The 13,872-nt window shown below is 57.7% G+C and carries 11 protein-coding genes; 5 read left to right on the top strand and 6 right to left on the bottom strand.

The window, feature by feature from the left end; all coding sequences use genetic code 11:
- Positions 1-4 precede the first annotated feature (4 nt).
- The 5 genes from C5750_RS09595 to C5750_RS09575 all read right to left on the bottom strand — a co-directional run bounded on the left by C5750_RS09595 (position 5) and on the right by C5750_RS09575 (position 4,688).
- Positions 5-1,045, bottom strand: coding sequence for an ABC transporter substrate-binding protein (locus tag C5750_RS09595; RefSeq protein WP_105733632.1), 1,041 nt, complete (start codon positions 1,043-1,045; stop codon positions 5-7).
- 34 nt (positions 1,046-1,079) lie between these two features.
- Complete coding sequence (locus C5750_RS09590) at positions 1,080-1,751, bottom strand: RraA family protein (protein ID WP_105733631.1); 672 nt, start codon at positions 1,749-1,751, stop codon at positions 1,080-1,082.
- A gap of 11 nt (positions 1,752-1,762) precedes the next feature.
- A complete protein-coding gene (locus C5750_RS09585; protein WP_105733883.1) occupies positions 1,763-2,566 on the bottom strand; it encodes a carbon-nitrogen hydrolase family protein in 804 nt (267 codons plus the stop codon).
- A gap of 111 nt (positions 2,567-2,677) precedes the next feature.
- Complete coding sequence (locus tag C5750_RS09580; protein WP_105733630.1) at positions 2,678-3,568, bottom strand: LysR family transcriptional regulator; 891 nt, start codon at positions 3,566-3,568, stop codon at positions 2,678-2,680.
- Between the two features lie 190 nt (positions 3,569-3,758).
- On the bottom strand, positions 3,759-4,688 hold the full coding sequence (locus C5750_RS09575; RefSeq protein ID WP_105733629.1) for a LysR family transcriptional regulator: 930 nt from the start codon (positions 4,686-4,688) through the stop codon (positions 3,759-3,761).
- 95 nt (positions 4,689-4,783) lie between these two features.
- On the opposite strand from C5750_RS09575, the gene C5750_RS09570 reads away from it, so the two are divergent.
- The 5 genes from C5750_RS09570 to C5750_RS09550 all read left to right on the top strand — a co-directional run bounded on the left by C5750_RS09570 (position 4,784) and on the right by C5750_RS09550 (position 11,827).
- Positions 4,784-5,764 carry an MBL fold metallo-hydrolase gene (locus C5750_RS09570; RefSeq protein WP_245421056.1) on the top strand — a complete coding sequence of 327 codons (981 nt, stop codon included), beginning with the start codon at positions 4,784-4,786 and terminating at the stop codon, positions 5,762-5,764.
- A gap of 173 nt (positions 5,765-5,937) precedes the next feature.
- The gene (locus C5750_RS09565) at positions 5,938-6,912 is read left to right on the top strand and encodes a DUF2971 domain-containing protein (RefSeq protein WP_105733627.1); all 975 of its coding nucleotides are present in this window, start codon (positions 5,938-5,940) and stop codon (positions 6,910-6,912) included.
- Positions 6,913-7,151: 239 nt separating this feature from the next.
- The gene (locus C5750_RS09560) at positions 7,152-9,977 is read left to right on the top strand and encodes a xanthine dehydrogenase family protein molybdopterin-binding subunit (protein WP_105733626.1); all 2,826 of its coding nucleotides are present in this window, start codon (positions 7,152-7,154) and stop codon (positions 9,975-9,977) included.
- Positions 9,974-10,519 (top strand): (2Fe-2S)-binding protein, encoded by a 546-nt coding sequence (locus C5750_RS09555; protein WP_105733625.1) that lies wholly within the window; start codon positions 9,974-9,976, stop codon positions 10,517-10,519. Before C5750_RS09560 ends, C5750_RS09555 begins: the two co-directional genes overlap by 4 nt.
- Positions 10,520-10,534: 15 nt before the next feature.
- Positions 10,535-11,827: a c-type cytochrome gene (locus C5750_RS09550; protein WP_105733624.1), complete on the top strand. Its 1,293-nt coding sequence runs from the start codon at positions 10,535-10,537 to the stop codon at positions 11,825-11,827.
- A gap of 27 nt (positions 11,828-11,854) precedes the next feature.
- Here the strand turns inward: C5750_RS09550 and C5750_RS09545 are convergent, their stop codons facing one another.
- Positions 11,855-13,831, bottom strand: coding sequence for an oleate hydratase (locus C5750_RS09545; protein ID WP_105733623.1), 1,977 nt, complete (start codon positions 13,829-13,831; stop codon positions 11,855-11,857).
- Positions 13,832-13,872 lie beyond the last annotated feature (41 nt).

Below are 13,872 nucleotides of genomic sequence, written 5' to 3'. Positions count from 1 at the left end.
AGGTCTAGCGGCTGAGCGGAATGATGCGGCGGCGCCACTGCTCGGTGATGTTATCCCGGATTTTCGCCACGGCCAGCCAATCGATATCGATCATCTTGTCCATATCGCCCGCTGCAGTGCGCTCGATTGCATCCTTGGCGACAACTGTCTTTGAGTTTGTCGGCGCATAGAACATTTCGCTGGTGAATGCGGCCTGGGCCTCCGGGCTGAGCGCGTAATCGATAAACTTTTTCGCGGCATCTCCAGCCGGAGCATTTTTCACAAGATTGATCGTATTGATCTGAAACCCGCTGCCCTCCTCTGGCAATGAAACACCGAGTTTTCCGCCTGATGTCTGCGCATAAATCTGTGCGCGGGCATTCCAGCCGATGCCGAGCGCGGCCTGTCCATTGGCAATCGGCGCATAAACATCGGGCTTGGGCTCCCAGGTCTGCACGCCCGGAGCAAGTTCGCCAATCTTGGCGATCCCCGCCGTGAGGTCGGTCTTGTAGTCAGTACCGCCCGCGAGCTTGTTTGAAATGATGGTAAAGGTCGTGCCCTGAATATCGGGGACCGAAGGAATGATCAGTTTGCCTTGATAAGCCTTGTCCCATAGCACGTTCCAGGACTTCGGTGCCTGTTTGACCTGATCCGTGTTGTAGATGAGAACGAGATTGTCAAAGGTGACGCCGACCCCCGCAACACCCTCCACGCGTGCATTGGGATAGAGATCCCCGACGTTCGGCGAGACGCTCTCATCGATCTTGTCAAAAATACCCTCATCCGCTCCCGCCTTGGCCACGCTCACATCGAGAATGGCCACGTCGATTTGCGGACTGCTCTTTTGCGCACGCAATGTGCCAAGCATCTGGGCCGAATTCGGCATACCGTAAAACTGCACGGTGATATCGGGATATTTCTTCATGAAAGGCTCGATGACAGCCTTGGTATAATGTTCCTGAAATATCCCGCTATAAGCCGTCAGTGTCACAGTCTCCGCCCAGGCACTGGACATTGCGGCGATTGTGAATGCAGAAGCAGCAATTGAAAGTCTTGCGAACATCATCTCGTTCCCCTTTTTTTGAGTTGATTGTTTTCGATCAGGCAACCTGGCGCTTTTGACCCTCCACGATTTTCGTTGCACCTGAAATATCGGGAAGAAACTCACCGTTGCGCAGGCGCTCAAGCAGTGTGATTTCATTTTCCTGCATGCCAAGTGCTTTTTCCGTCGCAGCGCGGGCCTGAGAGGGTGAGAGAACAACGATGCCGCTCTCATCGGCAATGATGGCATCACCTGGCCTGACAACCTGACCGCCGACTGTGACCGGGACGTTAATTGCGCCCTCCAATCCCAAAATTTTTGTTGTTATCGGTGACGGTCCGCGGCACCACATCGGCATTTCAACCTTGCGGATTTCAGAAAAATCCGTCGCAGGCCCATCGATCACGGCTCCGACGATACCCGCCAGTTTCATGGCGTGGGTAACGACACCGCCCCAGCAGGCATGGCGGTCATCGCCGCACCGCTCGATAGCGACGAAATCACCCGGCCGTACCAGCTTGGTCAGGTAATGCAGGATTGTCGAGTCGGCGTGGGGGATGCGAACCGTAACGGCCGTTCCCGCCACACGTTTTTCCGGCAGGACCGCGCGGATTTCCCGGTCGATAAAACCCGAATGCAGGAAGTGTCCGATCGTCGCCGTTTCGACCTGTTCCATCAGCTTGATCAGATCGGCATTGATCTGACGCGGCATTTCATTGACTTCAAACATGATTTTACCTCTTAGAGAACGTGATGGCGGGCGACGGGCACATCACCGCGCACCTTGGCGACGTAGCTCAGGTCGAGCTTGGAACTGGTGGTTCCGACACCATCGGAGCACTGCGCCACGACATGCCCCCACGGATCGATGACCATCGAATGCCCCCAGCACCATTTGCGCCCCTCTGAATTGGAAAGCGTCTGGCCGACGGCGAGGAAATAGGTCTGTGTTTCGATCGCGCGGGCGCGGGCCAGAACCTCCCAATGATCCTTGCCGGTCATCAGGGTGAAGGCGGCCGGGAGGACGATGACCTCGGCACCCTCGTCACGCAGCTTGCGGAAGAGTTCGGGGAAGCGGACGTCATAGCAGATGGCACAACCAACTTTGGTGTCACCCACCTGGTAGGTGACAATGTCCTCACCACGGCTGATCGTATCGGATTCGCGATAGATCGCGCCGCCTGGTGTATCCACGTCGAAAAGGTGAATCTTCCGGTACTTTGCCAGTTCCCTGCCGTCCGGACCGAATACAATGGTGGTATTGTAATATTTGTTGCCGTCCTGTTCGACGATGCTGCCGGCGTGGATGGTTACCTTGTGCCGGGCGGCAAGACCCGCCATCAGGCGATAACCATCGCCATCGGGGAAGGTTTCGCCATTGGCGTAGATGTTCTCCCGCCCTTCGCCGAGAAAGGCGTAATATTCCGGCAGAACGACAAGATCTGGTGACTCATTCTCGACAGCTTCATTGATCAGCCGCGCGGCCGTTTCGAGATTGGCGGACTTGCTATCCTGCGAGTTCATTTGGATCAGACTTACTTTCACGCTCATTCCTCCATTGTTGATGAAGGGATCGTGCGGAAAATATCGGCTCCAGACAAACTCGAAATAATTGAGCAATCCTATAGAATTTTCTTATGGGCCAGACCGGAACTATCAGGCGTCGGCCATGCAAAGGGATACTTCAGCCGCCATCTGCGCAATGATCGAGGGCAACAGGCTGTCCGGATGATCCGCATAGACCGCATGAAATGTCAGCGGGTGGAACACGGGCGTAACGTCGAGGATCTCCAGCGCGCCAGTATCGACATAGTCCCCGAGAATAACCCGCGGCAAAGGTGCTATTCCGAGGCCGTCCTTGGCGAGGCGCATGATTGTTGCCAGCGAATTCGAATTTGAGATTGTTGGCGCCTCAAGGCCAGCTTCGCGAAACTGCTGCAGCAGGCCGTGATGGGGCACACTGCCCTTGGAAAAGGCCAACAGGGGATAACTTGCAATATCCGCAAGCGTCAGCGGCTTTCCCGCCAGGCCGTATTTCGGGCTTGCCACCCAGACGCAGCGATAGGTGCCCAGATCGATATTGACCAGGCCGTGATCGAGCGCCGGCCCCATGATCAGCGCCAGATCAATTTTCCGCTCGATGATTTCCCGCGCCACGTTGAGACTCGTATCGACATTCAGGTCGATGGCGATACCCGGATAGCGCTCCTGAACCCGCTCGACGAGACGCGGCAAAAACGAGTGCACGATGGAATCGATGGTTCCGATGCTGACCGAACCCTTGAGGCTCGTCGGATCGGCGATCGCTTCACGGAACTCGCTGACGGCTTTCACGATGTCCTCGGCCTTCGCGACAGCCTGCTGGCCAACGGGCGTGAGTTTGACCGTGCGCGTATCGCGATCGAACAATTGCACGCCCAGTTCACGTTCCAACGTTGCGATACGGTTGGAAATCGAGGCCTGGGTTGTGTTCAATTTTTCCGCCGCGGCACTAAAACTGCCGAGGCGGACGATCCAGAGAAATGTTTCGACAAAGCGCAAGTTCATGAGGGACCCCTTTTTCTCCCATCTTCCCGCAAAGGAATAATGATGCCAATGGATAATGCGCATCGCCTATGAAATCGCACGTTACCGGAGCAGTGCAGCGAAAAGAGGCTCCAGAGAATCATTCACACCGGCCATCTGAGGGAGACCGTGCAAATCCAAGCTCACTTCGGAATGTCTAATTACCCGCCATTCAGACAGGTGCCATTTCAAAACTTTCCCTGATCTGACGCCTCATCCAAAGACTGGCCGGATCCTTGCCGGCATAATGTGACCACACCATAGTAACTGGCGGGAACTTGAGATCCAGTGGAACGGGACTAACCCGCAGACCCAGGACGGGCCCGTATTTGAGAGCCACGCGAGCAGCCACAGTTGCAATAACAGGCGCTTTCATTGCGGTTGAAAGGACCGACAAAAAGTCTGGCGCCGCAGCCACAACATCCAGATCAACACCCGCGTGTTCAAGTGCCTCTTTCACACAACCGTGCAGGCTTTCTGTCTGCGAGACAACCGCATGCCTTTGGGACAGGTAGGTTTGCCTGTCTACCGGCACGTCCAAATCCAGAAGCAGCGGATTAAAACAACACATGACATGCGCGTCGAACATCACCTCGCTGTTGTAGCGCGGTCCATTGTGGTGCGAGCATCCCACCGCCAGATCAATGGCCTGCATATCGATCATCGCCTCGACCTGATCAGGATGCGCAACGCGGGAAAGCACCTTGATACCGGGTGCTTGCGCTTGCAGCCGTGCCGTCAGATCAGGCAGAAGCAGAAGCTCTATTTCGCTGGAAAGACCAAGGCGGAATGTTCTCTCTTCTGTTTCCGGGGAAAAAGCAACACGGGCATTCAGGGCCGATTGCGCCTGATTCAATGCAAGGCGGATCGGTACCGACAGCGCCTGGGCTTTCGCCGTCGGCTGCATGATCTGTCCCATACGTATGAACAGGTCGTCTTGCAGCAGCAAACGCAGCGTTGCGAGATTGTGACTCATGGCGGGCTGCTGGATTTTCAAACGTGCCGCGGCCTTCGTAACGCTGCGATCCTGCATCATGGCGTCAAACGCAACAAGCAGATTGAGATCGAACGAGCGTAGATTGAAATGATCGATGGAGTTCATTCTTCATATCGATTTGATTGCTGGACTGATCACCAATACCTGTTTTGCATGAAGCTGCAATTCAAAAGAGTTGCTACAGGCAATTGGAGACGGCCATGACGACAACACGCAGATCGATGCTCAAGGGAACAGCGCTATTGATGCTTGGAGCAACGGCTCTTTCAGCATTGACACCGCTCGAAGCTTTCGCTCGTGCGGCTCAAATCAAGAGCATAGCGCCAGCCTATCACCGGCTGATGCTCGGCGCCTATGAAATAGTGGCGCTCTCCGACGGCACCGTCAAAATACCTCTCAATACGCTGTACAACCATACAACGCCCGACCATATCGACAAGGTATTGTCCGGTGTGTTTCAGTCATCTCCCTCCGAAGCCTCGGTCAACGCCTATCTTGTCAATACGGGTGACCGGCTGGTTCTGATAGACGCAGGCACCGGTACGTATCTCGGGCCGACCCTTGGTAAGCTCATCGGGAATATTCAGGCGGCGGGCTATCAACCCGAGCAGATCGACGATGTGCTCCTGACCCATATTCACACGGATCATTCGGGTGGCTTGATTGCGGATGGCAAGCGCGCTTTCCCCAATGCCCTGCTGCACGTCAATAAACGGGATGTCGATTACTGGCTGAATCCTCTGCACGCAAAGGCCGCTCCGGATACAAAGAAGGGGCTTTATAGGGAAGCAATCGAGGCGATCAACCCTTACATCGACGCCGGAAAGCTCAGGACCTTCGCCGACAATGCCGAACCCATACCGGGCTTCAAGACAATCCTTCGCACGGGCCACACGCCGGGTCATTCCTCAGTTGTGCTTGAAAGCCAGGGACGGAAACTGGTGATCTGGGGCGACATCACCCACGGCGATATCGTCCAATTTGACGAGCCTGGTATTGCAATCGCATTCGACGAAGACTCGGAGAAGGCCATCATCTCCAGACAAGCAGCGTTCAGCGAGGCTGCCAATGAGGGTTACCTTGTCGCAGGCGCGCACATCTCCTTCCCCGGCATTGGACATGTGCGCCGTGACAGCTCCAACTACGATTGGGTGCCTCTCAACTACAGTTCGATTCTCTAGGGTTCCAGATATAAGCCGTTGAATTCATTCTCTCAATTGTCTGTTGCAATGGAGCGGCGGCGCGAATCTCATCCTTGGCCTGTAGATAGCCCCTTGAAAATTAAGGCAACCGGTGCATACCGGTGTGCTGCGAGCGCATTGGCGGCTTTGCATCAAATCCAAGGAACATGTCTATGGAAAATTGGGATCCGGCCGTTGTCAGAATTCTCAGCATCTTCATGCCGAGTACCTTCAAAAGCCGTGCGGCCATCACGCCGGAATCCCGGTTCGTCCATTACACCACGTCGAAGAATCTGCTCGACATTCTCGACAGCGGAGAGATCGAGTTCCAGAACACCCGCGATATGAACGATCACCACGACCTTGAGATCGGCGTGGAGAGACTGCAGGACTGGATCGGCCGTTCCGGCGGCACGGCGCTCGCCGACGCGCTTGACCGGTGCGCACCGGGTGTTTGGAGTGAAGGCGTCAGGAAATTTCAGGACCGGCTGCCGGATGTGCGAAACGAGACCTATGTCCTGTCCGTCGCCGAACACGATCCTGCCGAGAGCAATACCGGGCGCCTGTCTTTGTGGCGGGCCTTTGAACGGGATGTCACCGGTGTCGCGGTCGTTGTCGATACCTTGCCGTTCATGCAGGTAGCGCAGGCACTGAAAGCCTATTCGAGCCCGGTTGCATATTGGACAAGACAACAGTTTATCGGCGAGTTTGAAACGGTTGCCGCCACTCTGTTGGAGAATGAGCAGTTCATCGCCCGGACCAACCGGGCCCTGCTGCGTGAAGTCATCTTCCTGATGCTGCTCTTTGCCGCCACATGTTCCAAGCACCCTGGGCTTGGCGACGAGCGGGAATGGCGTGTCTTGACCAACCCGCTTCTGTGGCCGTCGACACTGCTCACCAAGCATAATTCCGGCGTCGAAGGCAGCAACCGGACGATGTACACACTCCCCCTCAAGAACCGGCCGATGGAGAACATCACCGGACTGGAATTTCCCCAGCTGATCTCGCGGGTCATTATCGGCCCTTCCATGCATGCCGAGGCGGTCCGGGAAGAAATCGTGTCAAAACTGGCCGAAAAAAATGTGCAGCAACCCGCTGCGAAAGTCATCATGTCGAAGTTGCCGGTTCGCACCAAAGCCATGGGGTAGAGCGTTTGAACACCCGGCAATGCGCGGTGCGGCCAAGGCGCTTATCGATCTTGCGGCCGCAGCACTTGTTTAGAGGGCTAAACAACCAGCAAATAGTTGGTGTACATCCAAACAGTCCGACCATAGAACGGTGACTTCTTCGCCGGCAGTACCGTGTATTATTTGACACTAAAATTGCGCCCGCTCTATCTATACAACAAATGGCGCGCTAGATTGTTGGCAATTGTTCGGAGGAAAACATGAGGCCCAATGTTTCGCGCAGAACCTTTATCAAAGGCAGCGTCGCGGCAGGCATTGCCATCAAGGTATCTTTTCTCTCGGCACCGGCTCAGGCTGCACTCGTTCAAACACCTCCCCTGCCCGGGCCGGACTGGCTCAAGGCCGATGGCAAGCCGAAATACCGGCTCGACGCCATTGCCAAGGTTACCGGTGGAAAGACCTTCGCGCGCGACTACCGCGCCCGCGATCTTGAAAACTGGCCGAAGGAGCAGGCGCACGCCTTCATGCTGCATGCGACCAAAGCAGATCGCATATTCGAAGGCATCGACCTGAGCCTTCTCGGCGACGACTTGAAACCCGATCGCGTCGTTCTTCACGAAGATCTCGTTGCCGACGATATCACCATCCCGGGCGAAGGCTTTTATGGTGATGTATTCTTCGTGCCGAAAGGGCAGACAGCCCGGCTGCTCGGGCAGCCGGTCGCACTCCTCGTCTATCATGACTTCGCCCGTTACGACGCGGCAAAGCGGCTGATACGCTTCGACGATACGGTGGTCCGCTATGGCGGCAAGGCGCCTTACAGCCATCCGGCCCACTATGGCGCGGCGCGTTATGTGCGTATCGACGGCGGCACGCCTGACGCGGATGACCGCTACTCGCCGCTGAAGGATGCTGTGATCTATGGCGGTTTTGCCGGCGACGAACCGGCATGGCCGGCGGCGGGCGAAGGCAATGCCATGGCGCGCGGCATGGCTGCCGCCGCGCAGATCGAGAAGGAAATCAGCGACGCCGGCAACGACCTGCTGGTTTTCAAACACAAATACTTCTCGCAGTCGGTCGATGCGTCCGCCATGGAGGCAGACAACGGCAATGTCTGGTATGATGCCTCAACCGGTGTCCTTCACATCATGATGGCGACGCAGTCGCCCTATGAAGTGGCCGAGGTTTCGGCGAGCCTCGTCTCCAAATCGAAATTCCATCTCAAGGAAGTCGACCTCAAGGTCGGTTATACCGTGGGCTACGGCACCAAGGATCATTCCATCTTTCCATTCTTCTGCGTCCTGGCGGGTCTCTATGGCAATGGCCGTCCGGTACGGCTTGCCAATGATCGCTACGAGCAGTTCCAGATGGGACTGAAGCGGCATGCCTTCTGGATGGACAACACGCTGGTCGTTGACCGTCAAACAGGCCAGTTTCGCGCCATGACCGGCCATTTCAAGAACGACGGCGGCGGGCGCCCCAACTTCTCGTTTTCAGTGGGCTTCGTCGGGGCAACGGCGGCGCAATCGATCTACTATCTGCCGAAAAGCGATTTTTCGGCCGCGGCCATTGCCTCACGTGCTGTCGACGCGGGCTCAACGCGAGGCTATGGCACCCTCCAGTCCATGTCGGCGACCGAAATGATGGTCGACGAGGTGGCCGAAATCCTCAAAATGGATGCGATCGACCTCCGGTTGAAGAATGTTTTCAAGTCCGGAATGAAGAACACGCAAGGGGCCATCCCCGCAGGCGCGCTGCGCAACGAGGAAATCCTGCTCAAGGCGCGCGACCATCCGCTGTGGACAAACCGCGCCGGGAAGAAGGCCGCGTTCGATGCCGCCAATCCCGGCAAGCGCTACGGCGTCGGCTACGGTCACGTGCAGAAGGACTATGGCACGGGAGCGGAATCGGCACTTGCAGCGCTTGAGTTCGATGCATCGGGCCGGATCAGGTTCGCGCATGTGGCACATGAGATCGGGACAGGCACGACCACGTCGCAGGCGATCATGGTTGGCGACATTCTCGGCCGCGTTCCCGACGAGACAGAGTTCGGCAAGGTGCGCTGGCCGCAGATGCCGCTTGAAACCTCCGATGAGCCATACACCATGTCTCAGGAAGACGAGGACAAGCACAGCAAAAACCCACGCTGGACACCGAGTTTCACCTCGCCGATGAGCGCAACCAACAGCGTCTATTATCTCGGCCACGCCACCCGGCAAGCGGCGCATGCGCTTGTCGACCTTGCCATTTGGCCGGCGGCGAAGTCGCTGTGGTCGCGCGGCATCGGCGGCGGTTCAATGACCCCCTACTCCGTGCGGCGCGAGGACATCCGGCTTGAAAACGGCGAGGTGAATGCAGGCGGGCTGCCGCCGTTGCGCTTCGAGGCGGTTGCAGCCGAAGCGCACCGGCTCGGTCTCGTCACCGGCGTGACGGTCCATACCTTCAACCGGTGGCAATGGACGGAAGCCGAGTTCGACATCCCGAATGCGGGACGGGTGCGGCTTCCAGTCGATGCGCTTGCATTGAAATATGGCGACGGCGCCTCCGCCGAAACCAGAACGCTCATGACACTTGACGGCTGGCAGTTCGTCGACCGGGCGGCGGTGCATTATCCGCCCACCCAGCGCAACAATGCCGGCGTCACCTATTACGCGCCGATGGCGACACTGGCCGAAATCAGCGTCGACACGGCGACAGGCGAGGTCACCCTGCTTTCGCATCACTCGATCATGGAGTGCGGAACCCAGGTGGTTCCCGAACTGGTTTCCGGGCAAATCCAGGGAGGCATCGCCATGGGTATCGGCCATGCGCTGAAGGAGTATCTGCCGCTGTATGAAGATGGTCCCGGCGATGGCACCTGGAACTGGAACCGCTACGAGCTGCCTCGTTCGAAAGACGTGGCAGTCTGGACCCAGACCGTCGAAATCCTCGCGCCGCTTTCGGAAACCGACCCGCCCAAGGGTATCGCCGAGGTCGTGATGATTGCGGTGGTGCCGGCTCTTGCCAATGCCGTGTCGCACGCCATCGGCAAGCGCTTCTACGATTTGCCGATTACGCCGGAAAAGATACGGGGAGCGCTGGCATGACCCTGGCTACAAAAAAGCTGTCGCTGACCGTCAACGACAAGGCAATCGATCCCGTTGACGTGCCCGAGGGCATGATGATGCAGGATTTCCTCTATGAGTATCTCAATCTGACGGGTTCGCGCATGGGCTGCGGGCAAGGCATCTGCCATGCCTGCACGGTGATCGTGGAAAAGAATGACGGTACGCTCGATGAGGTGCGCACCTGCATCACGGGTGCGCACTGGTTCCAGGACAAAAAGGTGCGCACGGTGGAAGGGCACGCCAAGCGCGATGCCTCCGGCGCCATTGTGGAACTTTCACCAATTCAGCAGGCCTTCATCGAGAATTTTTCGTTCCAATGCGGTTACTGCACGCCGGGCTTTGTCACCGGAGCAACCGTTTTCATCGACCAGTTGAAACGAAAACCGATCGCCAGGGCCGATCTGGAACAGGCCATCACTGAAGCGCTGGACAATCATATCTGCCGCTGTACCGGCTATGTCCGTTATCACCAGGCCGTGCGCGACCTGGTGCTGAAGACACCCGGCCTCGTCAAAACCTGAGGGAGTAAGTAGTCCATGACGTTGCACAGGCTACTCTGGATCCTGGCGATACTGATCGTGTGCGGCGGGCTGGCCGCAGGCAGCGTTTTTGCCGGCCTGTTCGAAAAAAGCGTCGTGGCCAAGGACGTCGAGCAACCCCTGACTGCTGACCAGATGAAAGCATTGGCGCAACGGGGTGCCTATATCGCGGTTGCTGCGGATTGCTATGCCTGTCACACGGCAAAGGGCGGGGCTGCGTGGGCCGGCGGGCTGCCGATGCAAACGCCGTTCGGCACGATCTACTCCAGCAATATTTCGTCTGACAAGGAGAATGGCATCGGCAACTGGACCCGGTACGAGTTCCAGCGTGCCGTTCGCGATGGTATCGGCAAGGGTGGGAAACATCTCTATCCGGCAATGCCCTATGCCTCCTACCGGCAGATGACCACGGAAGATGTTGATGCGGTCTATAGCTATCTGATGACCCGCGAACCCATGCCGGTGAAGAATCAAGCCAACGGCCTGGCGTTTCCCTTCAATATCCGCCGCACACTTACCTTCTGGAATCTTGTCAATCTGCCCGGCGCAGTGCCAGCAGATGATCCGGCACGATCCGCATTGTGGAACAGGGGCCGCTACCTCACCGATGCCCTCGCCCATTGCGGCGAGTGCCACACGCCACGCAACCTGATGCAAGGCATGGAGCAGACGCGGTATCTGCAGGGAACGGTCATTGAAGGCGTCGCGGCGCCTGATATCACGAAGGATGGGCTGACACGCATGGGATTTGACGTCCCCTTGCTGGCTGGCTTCATGAAATCCGGCATTTTTGCCGGGGGTGCGATGACCAGCCAGATGTTCGAGGTTGTTCATTTCTCGACACAGTACATGACCGACGACGATATGAAGGCGCTCTCGGTCTATCTGTTCAACCTCGACGCCGCGCCGGACCAATCCACGCCGCCGCCAGCGCCCAAGCCGGTCAATGTGGCTCCCGAACTGACGGCATCGGTACGGGGAACCTATCTCAATCTTTGCTCGGGCTGCCATGGCGCCCAGGGCGAAGGTATTCCGCACGTCGCGGTGCCGCTGGCCACCAACACGTCACTGCGCATCAATGACGCGCGCAATTTCATCCGCACCGTCCTCCATGGCATTCCCGCGCAACGTTTTCCGGGTCTTGAGCGCATGCAGCCGATGCCCGCGTTCAAGGACAAGCTCACCGATCAGCAGGTTGCCGACCTTGCCAACTGGGCACGGGCGACATGGGGCGGCCGGGAGCCTGATGTCAAGACAGCCGATGTCGCATCGGCGCGCCACGCGGACTAGGTTGCCTTGCCAGTGGCCGCACAAGCCTTAGCGCTTGTGCGGATTGAAACTTTCCCGGACCTTTTCCAGCCAGCCGAGGACGCTGCCGAGCGCCTGATTGCCCTTGCCGAGCAGCCCCGTCAGTTCGCCTTCGGCAGCCTCGCGCTTGGCCGAATCGGGTTCGGGGAGTGGCGGCAGGATATGGGCATAATAGGTCTTGTCCAGCAGCCGGTGCAGCAGGCGTTCGCCCGGAAACGGCTCGCCATTGTTCAGTGCGCGGGCGGCTTTCAGCAGCGAGCGGATATCATACTGGGTCGGGCTGATGTCAGGCACCTGTTTCTTCAGGTTGAGAAGCCTATACACCGCGACCCGCGCGGTGCGGATTGAACTGTCCATGGTGAAGATGATGTCGTTCGACGTCTCGACGAATTGACCCATCAAGCCAAGATTCGTGCAGCCGGCAGGCACGACATGCGGCCGGTCGCCCGCCGCGCGCGGCATGAATTGCGCCGTGATATAGGGCATCAGCGCGATGCGCGCCTTGGTGTTTGCCGCCACGTCGTCCAATTGATCCTCAATGCCCAGATGATAGCAAAGCTCGGCCAGGATTTCTCGCCCGGTGCAGGCCGGCATGGCCTTTTTGACGTAATTTCCTTCCTTATCCATCAGCAGTGCGTAGACCCAGACCACCAGGACATCCTTCGGCTGCGTGGGGAAGTGCGGCTGGCGGTTGCAGGTAAAGCTGAGCACCCAATTAGAGTCTGTAAAGGTGATGATCCCGCCGGTCACCGTCTTGCCCGAATAGGGATCGTTGACCGAAAGCTCCTTCAGCTTTTCGACAAAGGCAGATGGTTTGCAGGTGAGTGTAACGGATTCCCACATCGAACCGTCGACATTGCCGTAGAACTTCTCGGGCTTGCCGAAGATGGGCGATTTCCTGGCGAGATTCTTCCACAGTGCCCAGTCGCTGGCGTCGCCCGGATCATGCCTGCCGCGGTCGAGCACCGGAGCATTGTCCATGTCGCCATAAGCGGTGCCCTCGGTCATCGACCCGGTGAGCGCAAAAACCAGATCCTTCGGGCCAACCGCAATGGCCGTATCAGCACCGCCCACCTTGGCGCGGATGGCCGTCACCGTGCGCGTCTCGCCTGCAACGGCCATGTCGAGATCATAGGCGCGCGTATCGAACTGCACCTTCACACCGCGTTCCCGCAAATGCTTCACCAAAGGACGAACAAAACTGTCGAACTGATTGTATTTCGGGAAGATTAGCGCCGACATGTCGGTGAGCCCGTCGATGGCATCGAGGAACCGGTGCATATAGAGCTTCATCTCAAGCAGGCTCTGCCAGTTCTCGAATGCAAACATGGAACGCCAGAGATACCAGAAATTGGTCTTGAGGAAGCCCGCGCTGAAATATTGCTCGATGGTGATGTCGTCGAGATCCTCCTTGCGCTTCAGCAGCAGACGGATCAGCTCCCACTGCTGCGGCTTGGAGAGACCCAGTGTCGAAAAATCACGGATCTGGCCGCGTTTGTGCATCAGCCGGGCTTTTGAGAAATTCGGGTCATTATCGTTGACCAGCCGATACTCGTCGAGAACGCTGTAGCCCGCGGGCAGTTCCAGCGCCTGCACGTCCTGGAACATGTCCCACAGATTGTCGTAGTTCCAGTTCATCTCGCGGCCGCCGCGGACGATATAGCCGTCCTCGGCATTGCCTGCGCCGTCAAGCGAGCCTCCTTCGATCTGCATCGTATCCAGTATGGTGATGTCTTCGCCCGCCATGCCCCCGTCGCGGATCATGTAGAAGGCGGCGGCAAGGCCTGCGATGCCGCTGCCGATGATCCACGCCTTGCGGCGTTCGGCCGATCCGGCCGGAACCGGGCGGTTGCGCATGTAAGCTCCCATCATGTCGGGAGGCGGCAGGCTATTGCCGGCGCTGTTGTGCCAATAGGCGGCAGTCGTGTCGTTCTCGACCGTAAACGTCTTGCCGGATGCAGCAGTGGTTTCGTCTGCGTTGGTCATGACACCTCTCTCCGAACCATGTTGAATTCCGGCCACATGGC

It is taken from the genome of Phyllobacterium myrsinacearum (assembly GCF_002980555.1).
GTDB classification, from domain to species: Bacteria; Pseudomonadota; Alphaproteobacteria; order Rhizobiales; family Rhizobiaceae; genus Phyllobacterium; species Phyllobacterium myrsinacearum.
The sequence above is the reverse complement of the archived record's forward strand: the minus strand, read 5'-3'. Positions and strand labels throughout refer to the sequence as shown.